General features: G+C 42.1%; 20 protein-coding genes. 5 read left to right on the top strand and 15 right to left on the bottom strand.

All coding sequences use genetic code 11. From position 1 onward, the window contains the following. Window positions 1-114: 114 nt before the first annotated feature. From CSV60_RS02265 to CSV60_RS02290, 6 genes are read right to left on the bottom strand one after another with little or no spacing between them, the layout of a single operon-like run. Entirely contained in the window at window positions 115-1,605 is a 1,491-nt protein-coding gene (locus tag CSV60_RS02265; protein ID WP_099635859.1) for an aldehyde dehydrogenase family protein, read from the bottom strand. Then, window positions 1,586-2,515 (bottom strand): 4-hydroxy-tetrahydrodipicolinate synthase, encoded by a 930-nt coding sequence (gene dapA / locus CSV60_RS02270; protein WP_099635860.1) that lies wholly within the window; start codon window positions 2,513-2,515, stop codon window positions 1,586-1,588. The genes CSV60_RS02265 and dapA overlap by 20 nt, the downstream gene beginning before the upstream one ends. Before the next feature lie 23 nt (window positions 2,516-2,538). Continuing rightward, entirely contained in the window at window positions 2,539-3,984 is a 1,446-nt protein-coding gene (nhaC, locus tag CSV60_RS02275) for a Na+/H+ antiporter NhaC (RefSeq protein ID WP_099635861.1), read from the bottom strand. Between the two features lie 35 nt (window positions 3,985-4,019). After that, window positions 4,020-4,925 (bottom strand): proline racemase family protein, encoded by a 906-nt coding sequence (locus tag CSV60_RS02280; RefSeq protein ID WP_099635862.1) that lies wholly within the window; start codon window positions 4,923-4,925, stop codon window positions 4,020-4,022. 15 nt (window positions 4,926-4,940) lie between these two features. After that, on the bottom strand, window positions 4,941-5,960 hold the full coding sequence (locus CSV60_RS02285; RefSeq protein WP_099635863.1) for a proline racemase family protein: 1,020 nt from the start codon (window positions 5,958-5,960) through the stop codon (window positions 4,941-4,943). Continuing rightward, the gene (locus tag CSV60_RS02290) at window positions 5,957-7,093 is read right to left on the bottom strand and encodes an NAD(P)/FAD-dependent oxidoreductase (protein ID WP_369823565.1); all 1,137 of its coding nucleotides are present in this window, start codon (window positions 7,091-7,093) and stop codon (window positions 5,957-5,959) included. The genes CSV60_RS02285 and CSV60_RS02290 overlap by 4 nt, the downstream gene beginning before the upstream one ends. Window positions 7,094-7,390: 297 nt before the next feature. Between CSV60_RS02290 and CSV60_RS02295 the strand changes: the two genes are divergently transcribed. The 4 genes from CSV60_RS02295 (at window position 7,391) to CSV60_RS02310 (ending at window position 10,994) form a co-directional block, all read left to right on the top strand. Continuing rightward, window positions 7,391-9,112, top strand: a complete 1,722-nt coding sequence (locus CSV60_RS02295; RefSeq protein WP_233189511.1) for a sigma-54 interaction domain-containing protein — start codon at window positions 7,391-7,393, stop codon at window positions 9,110-9,112. A 67-nt stretch (window positions 9,113-9,179) separates the two neighbouring features. Then, on the top strand, window positions 9,180-9,449 hold the full coding sequence (locus tag CSV60_RS02300; protein WP_099635864.1) for a (2Fe-2S)-binding protein: 270 nt from the start codon (window positions 9,180-9,182) through the stop codon (window positions 9,447-9,449). Further along, window positions 9,446-9,787, top strand: coding sequence for a (2Fe-2S)-binding protein (locus CSV60_RS02305; protein WP_099635865.1), 342 nt, complete (start codon window positions 9,446-9,448; stop codon window positions 9,785-9,787). Before CSV60_RS02300 ends, CSV60_RS02305 begins: the two co-directional genes overlap by 4 nt. After that, complete coding sequence (locus tag CSV60_RS02310; RefSeq protein WP_099635866.1) at window positions 9,777-10,994, top strand: NAD(P)/FAD-dependent oxidoreductase; 1,218 nt, start codon at window positions 9,777-9,779, stop codon at window positions 10,992-10,994. The genes CSV60_RS02305 and CSV60_RS02310 overlap by 11 nt, the downstream gene beginning before the upstream one ends. Before the next feature lie 65 nt (window positions 10,995-11,059). Here CSV60_RS02310 and CSV60_RS02315 read toward each other — a convergent pair whose 3' ends face one another. Both CSV60_RS02315 and CSV60_RS02320 read right to left on the bottom strand, forming a co-directional pair. After that, window positions 11,060-12,571, bottom strand: coding sequence for a malate:quinone oxidoreductase (locus CSV60_RS02315; RefSeq protein WP_099635867.1), 1,512 nt, complete (start codon window positions 12,569-12,571; stop codon window positions 11,060-11,062). A gap of 246 nt (window positions 12,572-12,817) precedes the next feature. Next, complete coding sequence (locus CSV60_RS02320; protein WP_099630382.1) at window positions 12,818-14,011, bottom strand: DUF4317 domain-containing protein; 1,194 nt, start codon at window positions 14,009-14,011, stop codon at window positions 12,818-12,820. Window positions 14,012-14,172: 161 nt separating this feature from the next. On the opposite strand from CSV60_RS02320, the gene CSV60_RS02325 reads away from it, so the two are divergent. Continuing rightward, the gene (locus CSV60_RS02325; RefSeq protein WP_099635868.1) at window positions 14,173-14,595 is read left to right on the top strand and encodes an organic hydroperoxide resistance protein; all 423 of its coding nucleotides are present in this window, start codon (window positions 14,173-14,175) and stop codon (window positions 14,593-14,595) included. Between the two features lie 90 nt (window positions 14,596-14,685). Here CSV60_RS02325 and CSV60_RS02330 read toward each other — a convergent pair whose 3' ends face one another. The 7 genes from CSV60_RS02330 to CSV60_RS02360 all read right to left on the bottom strand — a co-directional run bounded on the left by CSV60_RS02330 (window position 14,686) and on the right by CSV60_RS02360 (window position 20,863). Further along, entirely contained in the window at window positions 14,686-15,435 is a 750-nt protein-coding gene (locus CSV60_RS02330) for an alpha/beta hydrolase (RefSeq protein ID WP_099635869.1), read from the bottom strand. A 19-nt stretch (window positions 15,436-15,454) separates the two neighbouring features. Then, window positions 15,455-16,075, bottom strand: coding sequence for an NUDIX hydrolase (locus CSV60_RS02335; protein ID WP_099630379.1), 621 nt, complete (start codon window positions 16,073-16,075; stop codon window positions 15,455-15,457). A gap of 109 nt (window positions 16,076-16,184) precedes the next feature. Then, window positions 16,185-16,958, bottom strand: a complete 774-nt coding sequence (gene srtB / locus CSV60_RS02340) for a class B sortase (protein ID WP_099630378.1) — start codon at window positions 16,956-16,958, stop codon at window positions 16,185-16,187. 11 nt (window positions 16,959-16,969) lie between these two features. After that, entirely contained in the window at window positions 16,970-17,740 is a 771-nt protein-coding gene (locus tag CSV60_RS02345) for an ABC transporter ATP-binding protein (RefSeq protein ID WP_099635870.1), read from the bottom strand. Between the two features lie 6 nt (window positions 17,741-17,746). Beyond that, window positions 17,747-18,712, bottom strand: coding sequence for a FecCD family ABC transporter permease (locus tag CSV60_RS02350; protein ID WP_099635871.1), 966 nt, complete (start codon window positions 18,710-18,712; stop codon window positions 17,747-17,749). A 33-nt stretch (window positions 18,713-18,745) separates the two neighbouring features. After that, window positions 18,746-19,624 (bottom strand): heme ABC transporter substrate-binding protein IsdE, encoded by an 879-nt coding sequence (gene isdE / locus CSV60_RS02355; RefSeq protein WP_143560684.1) that lies wholly within the window; start codon window positions 19,622-19,624, stop codon window positions 18,746-18,748. Between the two features lie 48 nt (window positions 19,625-19,672). Continuing rightward, window positions 19,673-20,863 (bottom strand): NEAT domain-containing protein, encoded by a 1,191-nt coding sequence (locus tag CSV60_RS02360; RefSeq protein WP_099630374.1) that lies wholly within the window; start codon window positions 20,861-20,863, stop codon window positions 19,673-19,675. Between the last annotated feature and the right edge of the window lie 15 nt (window positions 20,864-20,878).

Raw genomic sequence — 20,878 nt, forward strand, 5'->3', positions numbered from 1 at the left:
ACTTGATTAATCGTTTAGTGTCATAGACTATTTACATGCATGAGTATGGAAACAGTAGTTCATGACAAAAAATAACCTGTCCGAGAGATTTTTCTCCCCGACAGGTTATTTCTATTACTGCTTCATATTTACAAATACACTTTTCACTTCCGTGTAATTCGCTAAGCCATATTCTCCGCCCATTTCGCGGCCAATGCCCGATTGCTTATAACCACCGAATGGCATAGTCTCCCACTCAAGACCGAAGTCATTAATCCATACAGTACCAGACTGCAACTTACTTGCAATATAATGTGCTTTTTTGACATTCTCTGTCCAAACACTTGCCGCCAAGCCATATTCACTATCATTCGCACGCTGGATTACTTCTTCTATTGTATCAAAGACGAATAGTGATAAAACAGGCCCAAAGATCTCCTCACGAGCGATTGTCATATGATCTTCTACATCCGCAAACACTGTTGGTTGTACGAAGAAACCTCTTTCATGCGCTTTCCCGCCTCCAGCTACTAGACGTGCGCCTTCTTCTTTCCCTTTTTGGATATACTCTAAGACCGTTTTCTGTTGCTTAGCAGATACGAGCGGGCCCATTTCGGTAGATAGGTCCATTCCAGGTCCAACTTTCAACGCTTTCGCTTTGTCAGCTAATGCTTCAACGAATTGATCATACAGGCTACGATGGATATACGCACGAGTACACGCACTACAGTTTTGACCATGGTTATACATAGTTCCTGCAAATACGCCTTCGATAGCTTCTTCTACATCCGCATCTTCCAATACGATAGAAGGTGATTTTCCACCCAGCTCAAGGGTAATACCTTTCATCTGATCTGCAGCAGATTTCATTACTTGTTTCCCTACTGCAGTAGATCCTGTAAATGCCACCTTGTCTACCTTTTCATGTGTGATTAAAGCATTACCTGCTACACTTCCAGCGCCTGGCAATACGTTAACAACACCGTCGGGGAAACCGGCTTCTTTAAACAGGCGAGCCGCATAAAGTAACGATAATGGTGTTTCACTTGCCGGTTTGATGACTACTGTACAACCTACTGAGAGTGCAGATCCAAGCTTCCACGCTGCCATCGCTAGAGGGAAGTTCCAAGGAATTACTTGCCCTACCACGCCAACCGGCTCATGCACGATATAGTTGAGGTAATCAGGAGATACTTGAACAGTTTGTCCAGTGATCTTAGTTGCCCAGCCTGCATAGTAACGGAAATGCTGTACAGTACCGTCTATATCGTCAGCCAATGCCACTTCGTATGGTTTCCCGTTGTCTAACGCTTCAAGCTGTGCCAGTTCTTCGCGGTTCTCGTCAAGTAAATCTGCAAACTTGTAGATCAAGTGTGAACGGGTTGCCGCGTCCATCTTTGTCCATTCACCTTCATCGAATGCTTTACGAGCAGCTTCCACCGCAACATCGACATCTTCTGGCTGTGCTTCACTTACTTTGGCAATGATTTCTTCCGTTGCAGGATCGATTACGTCAAATATTTTCCCGCTCTTCGCCTCTACATACTTTCCATTAATATAAAGACCTTTTGTATTGTGTAAAAATTCCTGTACTTTAGGTTTTAGTTCATAATTTACTTTCAGCATTCGTCGCTACCTCCAATTCTTTCTTCAGTACGCCAAGTCCATCCATCAAATCTTTTAGCTTTTGATCTTCTTCTTCGTTTAATGGCAGACGCGGCAGACGGCAAGGTCCTCCTGCACAGCCTTTAAGCTCCATTGCACGTTTTGTGATTTGTACATATTTACCCGAACCTTCAAGGAACTCACACAGAGGCAGTAATTCATCATATAACTTCCACGCTTCATCCATTTTTCCATCCTGTAATGCATTGTACAATTTCATAACATGACCCGGTACGATGTTTCCTGAAACGGAAATCCATCCTGTTGCGCCAACCAAGAATGATTCAATCGCCAAGTCTTCTGAACCGCAGAATACTTTTAGGAATCCTTCACCTTGACGCGCAATATCGCGCGCTTTACCGATTCCACCGCTAGACTCTTTGATGTGTGTAATATTTTCCACGTCGCGACCCACACGCAGAATCGTTTCTGTGCTGATGTCTACGCCAGACGTGAACGGGTTGTTATAAATCATAACCGGTATTTTAACGGATTCAGCTACCGCTTTGAAATGCTCGTAGATTTCGTCTTCTTTTGGATGAGCGTAATAAGAGTTAATTAATAGTGCTGTATGTGCACCTGCTTTTTCTGCCTGTTGTGTGTATTCAATTGCATCCGCCGTTGTTTCTGCTGCTGTGCCCACGATCAACGGAACGCGACCATTGACTTGTTCCACTGCTACTTCTACTGCTTTGAAACGCTCTTCTTTCGTTAAACTTACGAATTCTCCTGTACTTCCATTAATCGCAATTCCATTAACGCCTTCTCCGATAAAATGCTCAATATTGTTACGGAACCCGTCCCAATCAATCTCTTTCTGATTTAACATCGGTGTTACCAATACTGGAAAGATACCTTTTACTTCTGTCATTTTAAATTCCTCCAATTAGTGTTTTAGTTAGTTACATTTCCTATTTCACTTATACTGCTTACGCTACTTGTTTCACCTTCAAGCTCTTGCGTTTGCTCGCCAGGCTGGGTCCGCCAAATAAATTTACCTGTAAACCCGTAAATAAGCGAGATGATGAGGACTAAAAAGTTAAACCATAAGAATGGCAGATAACTCATTGTGGATACTCCGAGTGCTGCGGCCATAAATACACCGCCATCCGACCAGGGAACCATAGCCGTAGTGACTGTTCCACCGGCTTCTGAGTTTCTCGACAGCACCCGGCGATCCATATGCAATTTATCATAGTTATCTCCAGTAATTTTAGTAGCCGTAATCAAAGAAACATATGCTCCACCGAATGCGTTACCAAGAAGACCTGCCAACAATGTCGTTACCGTTGCTTTACCAGGATTGTTTGCCCATTTACCAAGATAATTTCCTACTGCACGCAATACACCAATTCGCTCCATCAATCCACCTACACCTAAAGCAAAAATAATCAATGCAATTACATCTAACATAAAGACAATCCCACCACGATTTAATAAATTATCGATAAATGGTACGCCTGATTCAATCGTGTTACCTGCATACATAATATTGAATGCCTCGAGGAACGTCGCACCCTGGAACAAAAATGCCCAGATCGTTCCTAAAAATGCACCAAACAAAATGACAGGAATTGAAGGCATTTTGAATATTAACAACAAAATGACTACTGCTGCCGGGATCAACATATACCAACTAATATTGAAATACTCTTCTAATGAACCCATTGTGTTCAATGCCGCTGATAGATCTCCGCTCCCTTTGTAGAAGAGTCCAACAACTAGGAACAAGACAGCTGAAAGAATCCACGCTGGCAGTGCGACTGTGAACATCGATTTAATATGATCGATGAGATCAACCTTTGACAGTGAGGCGGTCATAACCGTTGTGTCAGAAAGCGGTGACATTTTATCCCCTACATAGCAACCCGAAATAACTGCACCTGCAACGAGTGGTAATGGGAATCCGAAACTTGCACCTATTGCCATCATGGCAATACCGGCAGTACCTGCAGATCCGAATGAAGTCCCTGTAGCAATCGATGTTACCGTACAAATAATGAAAGCAGCCAATAAGAAAATACTTGGGTTAATGACTGACAATCCGTAATAGATAATCGAAGGAACAATACCGCCCGCAATCCAGGTACCAATTAACGCACCCACCGAAGTCAGAACGATGATAGCTTCCAGACCGTCATTGACACCACTCAATAAACCATCTTGCATTTGCTTATAGCTATAACCAATCTTTAATCCTAAGCCTATAATCAGGAACCAAGTCGTCAAGAGCGCCAGATGAATGGAAATGCCGAATACGACAATAAATGTCACCATAATTGCTCCAAATCCGATTAGCACAAACAATACTTCGGCCAAGCTGGGTAATCTCTTCTCCATTTTAAAACCCCCTGTGGTTTTACTAGACGTGGCTTTTAAGCTAAGATAAATCCTTTTGGTAATGGGTCTTCAGGGTCAAGAATGAATTCATGCGAACCTGTTATGTAAGGCACGCCCTTCACCGAGAAAATTTCCCTGTCGCCTGGCACAGATTGAATCTCAATTTTGCTTTCGAAAATACTCTGATTGCTTAATGTATTTATAGTGCGCTGCTCTTTTACTGCTAAAGCGATGGTACTTTCTATACCTGGCGAGCGTAGGATATAGCCGTCCTGTTCAAACGTAACTGATCGATACTCATAATCTCCAAGTTGCTCCTGCAAGATAATGCCATCAAAAGCTTTCTGTTGTGACTTCAGCTCTTTTACCTGTATTGCTCCCCACTCCATAATCTCTGACAGTTGTCCCAATTGAAGAGATTCAATAGTAATGGGCAACGGATACACATAGAACCTGTGACCACTTGATAGCTCCACGCAAGAAGCTTCGGAATCACTCACCAGCATTTTTCCTTCTGCTACTTCCATCTTCACATCGATTACTTCCTGTTGCTCTACCGCCACTTTTACATGCCATACACCATAAACGGTTTCCACAGTATATTGTCCATCATCCTTCTGTTGCAAATGTCCTATTTCAAGCAGTGCCGCCGTAGTGGCAAGAAGTGATTCGTATTTAAAACCGATTGCTTTCTGATGATGAAGAAACAACAACTGATAATCTGCTTTGGCTGAAGGACCTACGATACAACCGTTCATTCCACGGTGTCCGCGGGGTTCATTTAACAGTAAATTCTTTTCGGCATTAAAGTGACTTTCTAACTTCTTTTGATTACTCTGCGTATCCAGGCCTTCAAAGTAAAAAGGTGAATGCACAATGATACGGTACGCCTCTCCAAATACCTGTGTGTCCATCGTACGGAACATCTTTTGTAGAATCATTCTGTTTTCCCACCTTCAATGATCCATTGGCGGAATGAGAAGGTACCCTTCCCGCAAAGGATCTTTTTCGTTGTAGTAAAAGCGGTGCATGCCCATGATCCATGCAGAACCGGTTACCTCAGGAATGACTCCGGCAACACCACCTACCGTTACCTCTTCTAGAATACGCGCTGTAAAGAGTGTTCCGACGATACTTTCATAGACAAAACGTTCATGAACTTTTAACTCATTTTTACTATGCAATGTCGCAAGTTTTGCAGACGTTCCCGTGCCGCATGGTGAACGGTCGATGCCGCCAGGTGGTACGATGACCGTATTTTTTAAATCCGCTTCTGGATGAGTGGGATCAGTATAAAATTCGATATGTGTCAACCCATTAATGAAAGGAAACTCGGGATGAATAATTTCCTCTGTTGCATTGATTGCGTTACGAATCTTGATTCCTTTACTAATGAGCGATGCTCCATTTTCTTCCGTCAGCTGAAGATCTAGCTTCCGGGCATCAACAATGCCATAGAAGTTACCGCCGTAAGCAATTTCACAAACGACATGACCCACATCCTCTACATCCAACTCTACTGTTTTCAATAAGAAAGAAGGGACATTGACGAACGTAACTTCCTTCGCCACACCTTTTTCCACTTTTACCGTAACATCCACTAAACCAGCCGGTGTATCTACTTTGATCATTGTGTAAGGCTCTCTCACTTCTATCATGCCGGTTTCAATCAGTGCAGTGCAAAAACCAATCGTGTCATGCCCGCACATCGGCAAATAGCCTCCCGTTTCAATATAAATGACACCCACATCTGCATCGGGATGACAGGGATCCGTCATAATTGCTCCCGACATAACACCATGTCCACGCGGTTCATTCATTAGGAACCTTCGTATCCAGTCATACTCTTTCTGCATGTAAAGCATTTTTTCAGACATCGTATTGCCCTGTAGTGGAGGCATGCCACTAATTAACGTACGGGTTGGATTACCCCCGGTGTGCGTATCTAGTGTCGTAAATACTCGTTGATACTTCATGCATGCACAACCCCCTGTCGAAAACGATCGAGACTTAACTGTTCAATAGGTATGCAAGTTTCCTTATCGTTCAACATTTCTTCTATTAACTTACCTGTAACTGCTGCTAGGCTGATTCCATCACCTTCATGACCCGCCGCAATATAATAACCAGGGATATGATCGACTCTCGAGATAATCGGCAAATGATCTTCTGTCCACGGACGTAAGCCTGCATACGTGCGAATGACAGTCATATCGGCCATCTGAGGATAGAAGCGCAATGCACGTTTGGCGATTTGCCGAATCACTTTATAATCTACTTTTGTATTGAATCCAACAAATTCACGACTGCTACCAATTAAAAAGTTCTGTGCTTCCGTTGGTTCAAAGACCAATGCCACGCCATACTTTTCCGTCAATGGATCTACAGAACGTTCACCACCAAACTTTGAGATTAAGTAACCGAACTCCATGACTTTTCGTAATCCGACAGGCTGTTGTCTAGATGCGACAATTAGTTGCCCTTTTCTAGGTACAATGGGTATAGACAAATCTAGCATATGACCAATCACCGGTGCCCAGACACCCGCCGCATTCACTACACGCTTGGCAGTAAATTGCCCTCTAGTCGTCTCTATTAAAAACTCACCTGAAACATTGCGTGACATACTCGTTACTTCCGTGTTTTTATGAATGATTGCCCCTTGCTTTTCAGCACTGTGAAACATGGAAAATGTCATCATATAGGGATTAACGGTAGAATCCGTCTTACATTCCAATCCGCCGTATAAGTCATCTGCAAAATACTTTGATTCATTTCGTAAATCTTGACGGTCCAGCATCTTGAAGCTCAAGCCCGCTTCTACTTGCTTTGATACCCATTGATTTGCGGCTTCCATCTCTGCATCATTCTCACAAACTAAAATACTTCCTGGATTTCGATATTCAAATGAAAGCTCCAAGTCTTTATCTAATTGATGAACCAGTTCCTGACTCTTTAAAGACATTTGACTGTCGAAACCGGGATCTTTATCAATCGCCAGTATGTTTCCATCACATTTTGAGGAAGTACCACTCGCCAGTTCATTCTTTTCAAGCACCGTAATTTCTAAGCCCGCTTTAGAACCGTAGTACGCAATGGCGGCTCCCATAATTCCCCCACCAATCACAACGATATCGCTATGTTGTATTCCCTTCACAGGATTCCTCCTCTCGATTGCCTATTCACTATTATATAATGCAAGAACCATGCCAAATTTATAATTCAACAATTACGTGACAGTTCATTACCGATAGAAACCTTATGGAATGGTAGCGCTCTCTATTTACGGAATCTTCTATAACTACTATACTTTTAGAAGGCGGTTCGCTGTAACTATTGAATTGTCAGACAAGTCGCGTAAAGTATTTTATACACTGTAAAAAAAACTGACACTGGAGTGACCAAAATGTTGAAATATATTCAGGACTTTATTACAGACATTATGAAAAAAGACTTTCTTATCATGAACGGACATACAAATGAAGAAACTATTGAAAAACATTTGATAAGCTTTCCATCTACACAGCTGTTTATTAAACAAGCACAAGACTACTGGCATGTACGTTTGCACAAAAATCAACTCCGCTACGCAAACACACCAATCTTATCTATAGATATTCCAATCAGCGAAGTATCCGTGAAACTTTCCCATGGTGAATTCTTAGTATGTCGTGACACGTACGGTGAAATCACAGGATATATAAAAGCTGAACAATTTATTGATAAGTTAATAGAACAACATGAAAAGACGTTGGCGTATTTGCAGACCGTCCTTCAGACTATCGACGAATCTTGTACCGTAATTGATCAAGACGCCAATGTATTGTACTGGACCAAAGGAGCGGAGTCTTTATTCTCTCTCAAAGAACAAGACGTAATAGGTAAACCCATTACAGACTTTTTTGATACGAAGCACCTAGAGATACTACATACACTACAAAATGGTTCTTCAGTGCGTCATTCGCAGCATCATGCACGCAAGGATCTCGTAGTGCTAATCAACTCCAACCCTATTTATCATAGGGATCGTATCATCGGTGCTGTCGTATCAGAAACCGATATAACGAGCCAGATTCGGATGAATGAAGAGTTGTACGCGACTTCCGAAAAACTGTTCCTGCTTGAGGAAGAGATGCGGAAAAGCGCATCCAGCCACAGTCCTTTCGATTATATAAAAGGAAACAGCGATAAGCTAAAGCAGACAATTGATATGACCAAAAAGGCGGCTACTACGGATGCCAGCATATTGCTATACGGAGAGAGCGGTGTGGGGAAGGAACTGTTCGCAAAAGCTATCCATAATCTAAGAGAATCGCAGAACGCACCATTCGTCGCTATAAACTGCGGGGCAATTCCCGAGAGCCTATTTGAAAGTGAAATATTTGGTTATGAAAAGGGAGCATTTTCAGGCGCTGACCAGCGAGGGAAAAAGGGAAAGATCGAATTAGCCAGGGGCGGTACTCTTCTATTAGATGAAGTAGGAGAAATGCCGCTCGATATGCAGGTGAAATTCCTACGGGTCCTTCAAGAGCGGAGATACTATTCAGTGGGCGGTACAAAAGAGATTGAGGCAGACTTCCGCATTGTTGCCGCAACCAATCGTGACTTAAGGGAGCTTGTAAGCGAAGGTTCTTTCAGGGAAGACTTGTATTATCGACTGAATGTTGTCAACGTGAAAATCCCTGCATTACGCGAAAGGGCAGAGGATATCATAGAATTGACACATTACTTCCTTTATGAATTCTCCATTAAGTACAACCGGCAGATCAATAGTATTTCGCAAGTAGTCATGCAAGCTCTTTTACAACATAATTGGCCGGGAAATATTCGGGAACTCCGCAATGCTATTGAGCGCCTAGTCGTATTCTCTGACAAAGGTCTCGTCAATGTTCATGACCTCCCTTCTGAAGTCATTGAAAATACCAACTCGCTACCTTCAATCCATATGACAAAACCTGTTCAAGCAGAAAGCGCACCACTTACGGAACAGATGCAGAACTTTGAACGCAAGTTGATTGTGCAGGAGTTGGAAAAGGCAAACGGTAATAAACTACAGTGTGCAAAAAATCTAGAAATCACCCGTGCCACTCTATACAATAAAATGCACAAATTAGACATACCTTTCTAAGAGCTTCTTTCATTGGCATGATTCTTGCATATTAGTTAAGCAGTAAACTAGCAAGGAGTGAACATATATGTCCGAAAAAGATATAATTATTTGTAGATGCGAAGAAGTTACTTACTCCGATTTAAAAGAAACGGCAAAAAGATTTCAATGCACACCGAGAGAACTTAAATTACGCACGCGCGCAGGCATGGGCTATTGCGGAGGAAGAACTTGCCGCAACGCCGTAGACAGCATAGCACTAGAAAGTACAGAACGGGATGAATCCCAAATCACCTTAAAATATCAACCACCAATCAGACCCGTAAGTTTTGGAAAATTAGGGGAGGTGTTTGAATGAGTCAGCGTATCCTCAACCACCCGGTACTCGGAACTTTAGACGAATCACAAAGCATCACATTTACATTCAATGATATAGAATACAAAGCGCTTCAAGACGAATCTATTGCCGCTGCCCTGCTAGCCAACGGGATTAGAACGTTGCGCCATCACGAAGAAAGCGGTTCCCCTAGAGGGATTTACTGCAATATTGGTCACTGCTTTGAATGCCGAGTAACCGTGGATGGCGTACAAGGCCAACGAGCTTGTCTAACGCCTATTACACAAGGGATGAAAGTTTCAAGCGGTGGTAAGCTACTGACTGATGTGCGTGATTGGAGGGCCAATCATGGAAAATAAAACTATCATCATCGGCGCGGGACCAGCCGGATTAACTGCGGCCATCACAATCGCGTCACGCGGTCACAGTGTATTGGTTATCGACGAATACATGAAACCCGGTGGACGATTACTTGGCCAACTATACGAGGAACCTAACGGCAATTGGTGGAACGGTATCGTAGAATCCAATAAACTGCATCAACGAGCTAAGGAACTGGGTGTAAATATCAATCTTCACACACCCGTCTCTAACATCGAGTTCCAGGACGGAATTTGGAGTGTTCATACAGATGTAGACATTCATGAAACTACTCATTTACTGCTAGCGACAGGCGCAGCAGAGAATCCACTTCCCATCAAGGGTTGGACACTTCCAGGCGTCATGTCGGTCGGTGCTGCACAAGTCATGGCGAATGTTCATCGTGTCAAGCCCGGGGAACGTGGGGTCATTATCGGAGTGAATGTTTTATCATCGGCAATTGCAATGGAACTAAAAATGGCAGATATTGATATCGCTTGTATTACATTGCCCGAATCCAATACCGTTAATGAAAGATTCGGTCAGCCATTGGAAGTGATGAACTCACTTCTGCATGTTTCACATATGGCGCCTTCTGCATTTATTAAAATGGGTAGTAAGCTGATGAAAAATGACTTCTTCAAACAACTTGGCATTACATTCTTTCCAAAGAACGGTGTAAAAATGTGGGATATACCGATCATGTTACGAAAAGCAGTCACAGAAATCATTGGTGACGGACAGGTCGAAGGCGTGAAAATTTCTACGATTAATGTAGCTGGCGAAGTAATCCCTGGAACTGAAGAGGTCATTAGAGCAGATTTCGTGTGCATTGCCGGTGGATTGTATCCATTAGCGGAATTGGCGGCAGTCGCTGGCTGTCCTTTCTATCACATAGAAGAACTTGGCGGATATGTCCCGTTGCATAACGAACGCATGGAATCCACCCTTCCCGGGCTTTATGTAGCCGGGAACATCACGGGTATTGAAGGAGCTAAAGTTGCTATGAGCCAAGGACAAACTGCTGGTCTCTCTATTTCCAACGACTTGGAGAACGGCATACTGGAAAATGACTTAATTTCCTCGATACGGGATACCGAGCATACGAGAGAGAATGCTTACATTCAATTTCATCCTGAAATCGGTCAAGGTAAGAATAAGCTGAAGAGGTATTGGGATGAATACCATGCTGTAGTAACAACATAATTTCTATAAACGAAAAAGCTCTACTGCGAAATACATCGCAGTAGAGCTTTTCACTATCTTCACTATTAACTATGAACGGTTTCTTTCTCCAGCTCATTTTCTGTTAGCTTCAATATCTTGGAAGTAGAAGCATGCATGTCCTTCAATAATTCAGGATGCTCTGCTAATGCTTTTCCGTATGAAGGAATCATTTCTTTCAACTTTGGCTCCCAATCGCTTACTTGTTCCGGGAAGCACTTGTTAATCAGATCCAGCATAACTGCTACTGCAGTTGATGCTCCTGGAGAAGCTCCAAGCAATGCTGCAATGGAACCATCCTGATCCGTTACAAGCTCTGTACCAAATTGAAGCGTACCTTTGCCATCTGGAGTATCTTTGATGACTTGCACGCGTTGACCTGCAGTCCATAGATCCCAATCTTCGCTTTTCGCGTCAGGAATAAACTCGCGCAGTTCATTGATACGTTGTTCTTTTGTTTGTACTACTTGTTCTACCAAGTATTTAGTCAACGACAGATTTTTTGCACCACATGCAAGCATTGTCGTAAGGTTATTTGGTTTCACGGAACCAATAAGGTCCATCATGGATCCTTCTTTCAAGAACTTCGGTGAGAAGCCCGCGAACGGTCCGAATAGTAAGGACTTTTCTCCATCAATATAGCGAGTATCCAAGTGTGGGACAGACATTGGTGGTGCACCAACTTTTGCTTTTCCGTATACTTTCGCGTGATGTTTTGCAATTACGTCTGGATTTTTACAGACCATGAAGACACCACTGATCGGGAATCCACCGATATGCTTACTTTCAGGAATACCTGTTTTCTGTAGCAATGGAAGACTTCCGCCTCCGCCACCAATGAAAACAAATTTAGTTTTATGGAATTCAAGCTTGCCATCTTTGTTATTCTTTATTTTTAATTCCCATTCGCCATCACTTGTACGTTTGATATCTTCTACTTGATGACCGTAGTTTACATCAACGCCCACTTTTTGCATATGCTCGATTAACATACGAGTCAATGCACCAAAGTTTACGTCTGTACCTGTGTCAATTTTCGTTGCAGCAATTGCTTCATCGACAGCACGGTCTTTCATGATCAACGGAATCCATTCTTTTAGTTTTTCCGGATCTTCGGAAAACTCCATTCCTTCGAATAGTGGATTTGCTGTCATAGCCTCAAAGCGTTTCTTCAAATACGTCACATTGTCTTCACCTTGTACAAGACTCATGTGTGGCAGTGGCATAATAAATTGCTCAGGGTCTTTAATCAAATTTTTCTCTACTAGATGTGACCAAAACTGCATGGATAATTGAAACTGTTCATTTACTTTAACCGCTTTGGTGATATCTACAGTCCCGTCCGACTTTTCGGAAGTATAGTTCAGTTCACACAATGCTGCGTGCCCTGTTCCCGCATTATTCATCTCATGCGAGCTCTCTTCCCCTGCTTTATCTAATTTCTCAAATACCGAGATTTTCCAGTCAGGCGCTAATTCTTTTAGCATCGTTCCTAGCGTTGCACTCATAATTCCGGCACCAATTAATATAACATCTGATTTAGTTTGTCTATTACTCATTTTGACCTTCCTTATATGTGAAATTTACAGAAACGTAAATGTTCCTAAATAAGGCGTCACAGCCTACATGGCGCGTACTAGGAGCATTTATTCTGTCTCAGTTTAACCATACATCTACTACTATCTGTTCTATTATACATCAAATATAACGAGGTTTAAAGGGACTTGTTTATTTGTCAGGATAAAGCTAGGAATATGTCGGAATTTTGAACCATTTTATGACTTTTATTAGATTAATGGTTGGTTTCATGTCAATAAGTCTTCCGAAATCACTTTGAATCCTTCAATGATTGTATCCTCTTCTACCTCAATTAAAATACATTGCTTGCCATCATAGTTCACTTGTTTCACATATTTCAAGTCTTGTGGACTGATTGAAATGTTTGCTACTTTGGTTTCGATTTTAATCGATTTCGACGTATAGCTTGGTACGATGTGAGTTGCTTTCATTTCATAAGAGGTGTCATCCACTACAGTCTGAAAAGCCGTTTCTACTGCTTCTGTATTGACGTAGTCGACACCACTCATTTTCAACACACGTTCTACTTGCTTCGCATCAATTGCTGGTGGTTCTTCCGGTTCTTCCTCTTCTTCATCCGCTACAGTTAATCGATAGATTGCTTCATATACATTTCCTAGTGTTTCCGTATCTACTTCACCACCGACTACTTGTTTTACAATTTCCTCGAAAACGGCTTTATCATCGGCAGCGGTAACCACTTCTTCGCCATTCAGGACATTCTCTATGAACGTATAATCGGGTTTATTCGCTTTACCCGCGGCATATAGTACATGATTGACATCAGCTGAATTGTCTGTAAAGCAAGGGAATAAAAAGCCACCTATTGGTGAAGCAAGATTAATGATTGGATCGAGCATCGTATTCGATTTGAATTCACGCTCTTGAAAGTCAAATATAATGGAGCGCTTCGGCAAGTCTGTATGATTCATACTGCACAAGATAAACGGTGTGGTAAACACTTCATCTCGCATATCAATTTCAGATTCTTCACTGTTACGCTTGGTCTTCTTAAAGTAGTTACCACGAATAAACGTCACGACCAGATCTTTTTCATATTGGACATCTTTCACCATCTTTAGTGCTAGATGTTGCATCTCTTCTTTCCATTCTTCAGCTTCTTCCGCCTGCAATCCTTCATACAATAGTTTTTGTGCGTGATCTTCATGACTCTCTTCATCCTGACGTTCAAACTTCACTTCAAACAACTTCACACCTAGTTTACCGCCAAGCACCTTTTTAAAATTGGTCATGAACAGTTCCTGTTGCTCGCGGTCAAGCAAAGCAAATGCCTGACTTTCTTCATGGTAAATCTCACTACTTTCCTGCCTAATATAGACATGGTAAATGTCAGTGATCGTCAAAAGATCGGTATCTAATTTAAATCGTTTACGGATATCTGCAATATCATTTTTATTCATTTCGTGTTCCCACTTCCTAACTGATTTACATACACTTTTTCACTACGTTGGATGACGTCACTATACACGTGCATAAAAGATTAAAGTTTTCACACATAATTATCCAATATTCGGGTACACAATGGAGTGAGACTAAAAATCAGACAAGGGGTAGTGATTTCATGTCAGAAAAATTATTTACATCCACAGCAACAGCTAGTGGGGGGAGAGAAGGACATGTGGTATCCTCCGACAAAGTAGTAGAGTTTGATACAGCAATGCCTGGAACGAAAAGAGCAAAAGAATTAGAGAACTCTACTAACCCTGAGCAATTATTTGCTGCGGGTTACGCAGCTTGTTTCGACGGTGCGCTTCAACTTGTCGCAAGCAAAGAACGCGTTCAATTTTCATCGGAAGTCACTGCAAACGTTAGCCTGTGCAAAGACGAAACAGATGGCGGTTTCCATCTAGAAGTTGAATTACAAGTAACAGGTACAGACATTGAAAAGGCACAGCTTGAACAACTAGTAGAGAAAGCGCACCAAGTCTGTCCGTATTCCAAAGCCACTAGGGGCAATATTGAAGTGACACCAACAGTACTTTAATTCTATATTCTAAAAAACGCTATAGGCTGTGCTGAAAATCGTGAAGACACGACCTCAAGCACAGCCTTTTAATTCAGCAGAAGATACTTTCTATTTTTCCAAGCCTTCAATTAATTTCACAATCGTAGCAGATGTCTTCATAATCTGCTCTTCATTCGATATAGCTGCTTTACCGTCACCCTTCTGCATGCCATAATCACCAAAGCCTGCGTGATTCCCCCCTACTATCTCAATGAACCTCGCATCATTCGGCATACTAGACTTAGCCGCCTTAATCTTTTTCGCGTCCGCCACCTCATCATGACTGGCCCAAATTGACAGTACATCCACCGATGCTTCACTCAAATCCGTGTGACTTCCGGGATAAGAAGCTAGTAACACAAGCGCAGAAATCCTTTCATGGCGGAATGCATAATCCGATGCCGTCACACCGCCTAGGGAATGACCTCCTATTAACCATGTGTCTATTTCAGGGTGATTACGTATCACCTTATCTGCCCGGTCAGGTGAGAAGATCGCTATCTTGAGCGGCAAATGGGGAATGATTACCGTATAGCCTTGTTTAGCAATCTCCTTAGCCATGGGCGCGTATGCTTCAGCTTCTACTTTTGCTCCCTGATAAAAAATAAAACCTATGTTTTTCTTATTTAAGATAGGTTCAAACACTAGCTCTTTTCCATTCGTAACTAGTACATCTGTATCTGAGTGCAAATTTTCTTTAGCGTAAGATTGCGCTTTATAATAAGAGCTAGCGAATAGGAAGAAACCCACCGCAATCATTAACAGGAAAATAGCTAGCCCAATAAATAACTTAAATTTCCATGTCCTCTTTTGTTTCATACTTGATCCTCATTCCAGTTTATTTCTTCACGATATCGATGAAATGTTTTAACACTCTAGCCGTCAGCCCCCAGACTGTATAATTACCATATTCATAAAACCATTCTTCAAGCGAATGACTTCTGAATTTATACTGGTCTCCGTTCATAATCTTTTCAAATGGGAAATTATCCGGCGGAGCTATTTCAATCGATACCAAATGCATATACGGTTCATGTTCCATCAGCCATTTAAGCGGAATAGTAAATACCTCTTCCACTTCTTCTATATTATAACTTCGAATGATTTCTTGATAATCAATGACCGCAACGAACGGATAGACGACGAATGAAGGCGATGCAATATACGGGCTTAACTCTTCTATCATCTGTACCGTCTTCGGATCAATCCCGAGCTCTTCGTGCGTCTCCCGTAAAGCTGCTTCCATAGGCGATGCATCCGTTATATCAATTTTGCCACCGGGAAAACTGATGTCGCCCGGCTGTTTCCTCATCGTGAAAGCACGCACCTCAAATAGTACATGCCATTCCCCTTTCACTTCTACTAACGGAATAATAACAGCGGAACGGAACGCAGTCTCCTCCCCAATGAATAAAGATTTATTTTCATACAATTTATTTTGTAGTTGTTCCAAGTCCATGAAGTCCCCCACCTCATCGTTTTACTCTATCGTATCATTTCCAGACGAATCGTTAAAGAAATTAAAGGAGCTACCCTGTCAGAGCAACTCCTCATTTCATCCATATACATTAGCGCTTCACTAATTTCCCCTGCACTACATAGCGTTTATCTTTACTATTCACAGAGTTATTGCAAGTCGATAGCGTAACAATCCGATCATCCAGTCCTACTTCAACAGGCATATTAATCAGAGAACGTGATTCGATTTCCTCGAGAAACTCCGAGAATTGTTCATCCGTCTGAAAATCGGTTTCGATATAATAAAAGTCAATCGTCGTTTCGTATGCTGCAAACACTTCAATATCGTACCCTTCATACAATGTATCGACGAAAATAATGGGGTGTTTGTCTGCATAGTCTTGCTCCCCAAACTTCTTCAAGCTACCGAACATCGTATCATTTCTCATCGCATGGCCATAGAGGACCGTGTTGCGGCTCATATCCTTAATGTCATTCCTGTAATCCATGAAAACACTGCCTGCGCGACTATTTTCCCGGGTGAAGTTACGATTCAAATAAAAGTCGTTATCTTCAGCCTGCAAGATGGGGTTATGCAAATTGGTACCTTCTACTGAAATCCAGCCCACGATATCTGAATTTACTTCATGTAACTCTTCAAACTGTGGACGTATCGAATCCTCTTCCAAGAGTTCTTCTTTGGCGTCTCCTGTTACAGCAACCTGGGCCGTGTTTTCTAATGCCACTTCATACATCTGTTGCGTTTCCTTCAACGAACTGGCTGATTCCACGTAAGTATACAAATACTGCAAGAGTAAATAACCCGAGTAGAGAAAGATTGCCAGATAAATGAAAGGCATAAGTTTCGACAGGCGTTTCTTCATCCGCTTACCTCCTAAATACCAAGAGACATCATATAAAGACCTAATTCGTCATCTTCCTTAAAGACGGCGTTGACTCCATACACTTCTTTAATGACATCCTTTGTAATGATGTCACGTGGCCGTCCTTCTGCAATGATGCGACCATTCTTCATCATAATGATCTCATCACTGTACCGAATTGCCTGATTGATATCATGCAATACCATGACAATCGTCAATCCATAGTCTTCATTCAGTGATTTCACGAGCTCCAATAATTCAATTTGATAATAAATATCCAAATATGTTGTTGGCTCATCCAAGCAAAGTATTTCTGATTGCTGTGCCAACGCCATCGCAATCCATACACGCTGACGCTCTCCACCCGACAATGCTTCTAAGTCTTTATGGCGTTTGTAGGTCAGGTTCGTTACGGTTAATGCCCAATCTATAGCCTTGCAATCCTCTTCTTGGTTTCTCTGCAATAACGTTTTATGAGGCAACCGACCAAAGCCAATTAATTTTTCAATCGTCAAATCCTTTGGCACTTCATTCTGCTGATAAACAATCGCTAACTTCTTCGCAAACTCTTTCGGCTTAAACATCACTAAATCACGATTTTCCAGTGAAGCTGTTCCTGAAGTTGGCATAGTACTTCGAGAAAGTACACTTAGTAATGTCGATTTTCCACAACCATTTGGCCCAATGATCGTCGTAACTTTCCCTTTAGAAATGGACGTCGAGACATCATCCAAATGATTCGTTATATTATCATGCGATACAATAATGCGTTTTATTTCCACAATAGGTCACTCTTTTCGCAGTAAGAATATTAAGAAAGGTCCGCCGATGATCGCCATTAGCGTCGAAGCAGGTATTTCAAGCGGTGCCACGATCGTTCTACCGAGCGTGTCAGCTAACAAGATAATCAATGCCCCTAAAAGTGCAGTAAACGGTATGAGCACCTTATGGTCATAGCCAACTAATCTGCGGGCAATATGCGGTACAAGTAATCCAACGAATGATATCACACCCGCCACTACGACCGAAATGGCTGCTAGTAAAACAGCTACTGCCGCAATGATTAAACGGGCACGCGCGACATGGAAGCCAATACTCTTTGCTGTCTTATCCTGTAGTACTAATAAATTACACCAGCTATACAGGGCAAACGCTAGAATTAGTCCGATGGTTCCGTATGTTGCAATAGTGGAAACATCACTCCACGTACGCATCGTTAAATTCGAACCGATCACACTTGAGGCTGAGACGTTTAACGAACCGCCAAAGCTGATAAATGCTTCGGTAACACCCGTAAACATCGCATTAATTGCAATTCCTACAAGAATTAATTTCAACGGGCTAAGACCGGATTTCCACGATAGTGCAAAGACGAGAAAACAAGCGAACGCCCCACCCATGAATGCAAATAAAGGCGTCATGAAGAAAAGTGTCGGAAAGAGCGAAATAATGAATAACTGCACGAATGCCGCACCGGAAGATATCCCGATAATCCCTGCATCCGCAAGGGGGTTACGCATAACGGACTGCAGCAAGACACCCGAAACCGACAATGCCGCGCCTGCAAATATCGCCACAGTCATCCGTGGAAAACGCAAATCACGAATGGCTTCCATTTGACTGTTGCCTTGTTCAAAGAGCGCGCTAAAAAACTCGAAAAACCCCATTTTAATACTGCCTGTCGTAGCCGAATATACGATGGTTACAACAAGCAGCAGGGATACGATTACATAACTAGCAATTCTTTTTCTCATGATGGCCTTCCTTTTCAAACGAAATTCATCGAGTTATCGATAGAATATCTTCATTAGCTCACTTAATGCTTCAGGTACTTGTAATGAAGCCGTTGTGCCAAATAACTCTTCTTCCAAATCATAGACTTTGCCATTTTTCACTGCATCAAAATGCTTCCATACATCATTCGTTTGGAACTCTTCGTTGAACATTTCCACGACTTCGTCTGGCATACCATGTGATAAACGCAAGATAATATCTGGATTACTATTATGAAGATACTCTGTATTAGACGATAAGTATTCAGGATCTTGACCTTCCATTACATTCGTTCCACCTGCACGTTTCACGAGATCACCCGCGTAGGAGTTTTCCGTCGCGACTAAGTAACTGCCTGGAATTCCCAATAATATTAGTACACTCGGACCTTTGCGATTGGCCGCTACCACTTCCACGGCTTCAATCTTTTTCTGTAAGTCCCCTACTAATTTATCTGCTTGCGCTTTACGGTCATAGCGTTCTCCAAGACCTTGGATTTCTTGTATCAATGAATCAACACTTTGGAAGTTTAAAAACGTCGTCGGAATATTCAATTGTTCAAAGCCCGCTTCTAGGTCATACTCCAATGTAGAAACGGATAAAAAATCTGTTGGATTCATTGATTTCACAATTTCCATATCGGGTGTCATCGCATTACCGATGGTTGGAAGCCCATCAAACCGACTCGCCATATTTTTTTCCGTTTCAGGAACAGCGATGGCATCTATATCTAACTTATCTAGAATATCTGCGATGACTACAGTACCCGCAATAATACGTTGATCACTTGTATCAGCTTTTTCACTTTTCTCGACTTTATCTGTCGAAGCAGCTTTCTCTTCTTTATCATTTCCGCAGCCTGCGATAATAGTCACTGTCATGACTGCTAACATCAGCCATGCATATCTCCACTTTTTTTGCACGATGTAATCCTCCACTCGTTATTCATTACTCGTAACGTTATTTTTCTTTGTCAGTCGACGTATTAATAAGACGCCCGACAGAATACATAATGTGAACAATACACCGATCTTCATTGTATCAAAGGGAATCGTTTGTTCATCCTGTACATGAATGGCCAGCTCTTCCGGTTCATTTGCTACCTGTGCAACGACCTTGGCTGGTTCTTCCTCCACATCGTCCCCCGTGCGATCAAATTCCAATTGCGCTTCCGGAAGAAGAGGTGGTAACTCGTCTTGCTTTTGTTCTTTTTCTTCGGACGGCTTCTCTATCTTCTTTTCTTTTTCGGTCATGGTTTGTTTAGGTGGAGTAGTGGTTTCTCTAGGTTGCTCAGTTCGTTTAGTTAATGAAGAAACTGCTTTGTTGTTTGAAGGTACCTTGCTCAAAAACTTCGCTGTTTGTTGTGGATCGATAGCAATTTGTAAAAACGCTTCCCCTACATGCAAGTTCTCAGAGTCCTCGACTTTCATCCAGACACGAGTCCACTTGTGGAAATCTTCAATTTCAAACTGCACAATACGCGTCTTGTTTTGCGATACCACTTTTGGTTCCACTAAATCGCCATGTTGCTCTACTGTGAAGCCTTTGACCTTACTCGGTTGAAGAATCTCTAACTGTGCATAGTATCGATTGTCACGTGTTACAATGCGCAGTACTGGATTGACGTATTCATTCATTGCCGAAGGTTTACCGTCTGAAAGCAATCGGTAGTGTACCGTATCATCACCTGACTGAATGGACTTAGCTGGTTGATTTTGGTCAATCTTCGGTAATGACTGCCCCCGGATCAATACTTCATATGAAAAGGATTGCTGTGTATTTTCCTTTCCTAAACGATATGTACCTGTGAGTTCAATCTTTTGATGCATATCCTGTATATCAAACTGAACTAAGTTTTCTGCCCGATCCAGTCGCGTGCTCGTTTTGTTTCCTTGCTGCATGGCAGTGATTTGTGTAAGGATATGATCTTTCTTTGCCGAAATGGATAATGTATAGCGATCTTCCTTAACAGTTAACGTGGCCTGCTTAGTAAATAAAAAGTTTGCACCCTCGGCTTCATCTGATAGAAAACTTAGTTCAACATGATATATATCATTTGCGTGTACAGAATGAAAAGGAAGCCACGCGGAGATGAGTAGCAAAAGTAGGGGCAACAAAACCATTTTTTTCATTTCAGACGTACACTC

The sequence above is a fragment of the Sporosarcina sp. P7 genome (genome assembly GCF_002743425.1).
In the GTDB taxonomy this organism is placed as follows: domain Bacteria; phylum Bacillota; class Bacilli; order Bacillales_A; family Planococcaceae; genus Sporosarcina.

Coding starts and splice junctions, on each gene's coding strand:
- dapA (WP_099635860.1), bottom strand. CDS start 2,515: ATGACAGAAGTAAAAGGTATCTTTCCAGTATTGGTAACACCGATGTTA.
- CSV60_RS02320 (WP_099630382.1), bottom strand. CDS start 14,011: ATGAATAAAAATGATATTGCAGATATCCGTAAACGATTTAAATTAGAT.
- CSV60_RS02265 (WP_099635859.1), bottom strand. CDS start 1,605: ATGCTGAAAGTAAATTATGAACTAAAACCTAAAGTACAGGAATTTTTA.
- CSV60_RS02285 (WP_099635863.1), bottom strand. CDS start 5,960: ATGAAGTATCAACGAGTATTTACGACACTAGATACGCACACCGGGGGT.
- CSV60_RS02315 (WP_099635867.1), bottom strand. CDS start 12,571: ATGAGTAATAGACAAACTAAATCAGATGTTATATTAATTGGTGCCGGA.
- CSV60_RS02310 (WP_099635866.1), top strand. CDS start 9,777: ATGGAAAATAAAACTATCATCATCGGCGCGGGACCAGCCGGATTAACT.
- isdE (WP_143560684.1), bottom strand. CDS start 19,624: ATGTTAGCAGTCATGACAGTGACTATTATCGCAGGCTGCGGAAATGAT.
- CSV60_RS02295 (WP_233189511.1), top strand. CDS start 7,391: ATGTTGAAATATATTCAGGACTTTATTACAGACATTATGAAAAAAGAC.
- CSV60_RS02305 (WP_099635865.1), top strand. CDS start 9,446: ATGAGTCAGCGTATCCTCAACCACCCGGTACTCGGAACTTTAGACGAA.
- CSV60_RS02290 (WP_369823565.1), bottom strand. CDS start 7,093: ATGGGAGCCGCCATTGCGTACTACGGTTCTAAAGCGGGCTTAGAAATT.
- CSV60_RS02330 (WP_099635869.1), bottom strand. CDS start 15,435: ATGAAACAAAAGAGGACATGGAAATTTAAGTTATTTATTGGGCTAGCT.
- CSV60_RS02335 (WP_099630379.1), bottom strand. CDS start 16,075: ATGGACTTGGAACAACTACAAAATAAATTGTATGAAAATAAATCTTTA.
- srtB (WP_099630378.1), bottom strand. CDS start 16,958: ATGAAGAAACGCCTGTCGAAACTTATGCCTTTCATTTATCTGGCAATC.
- CSV60_RS02325 (WP_099635868.1), top strand. CDS start 14,173: ATGTCAGAAAAATTATTTACATCCACAGCAACAGCTAGTGGGGGGAGA.
- nhaC (WP_099635861.1), bottom strand. CDS start 3,984: ATGGAGAAGAGATTACCCAGCTTGGCCGAAGTATTGTTTGTGCTAATC.
- CSV60_RS02300 (WP_099635864.1), top strand. CDS start 9,180: ATGTCCGAAAAAGATATAATTATTTGTAGATGCGAAGAAGTTACTTAC.
- CSV60_RS02350 (WP_099635871.1), bottom strand. CDS start 18,712: ATGAGAAAAAGAATTGCTAGTTATGTAATCGTATCCCTGCTGCTTGTT.
- CSV60_RS02280 (WP_099635862.1), bottom strand. CDS start 4,925: ATGATTCTACAAAAGATGTTCCGTACGATGGACACACAGGTATTTGGA.
- CSV60_RS02360 (WP_099630374.1), bottom strand. CDS start 20,863: ATGAAAAAAATGGTTTTGTTGCCCCTACTTTTGCTACTCATCTCCGCG.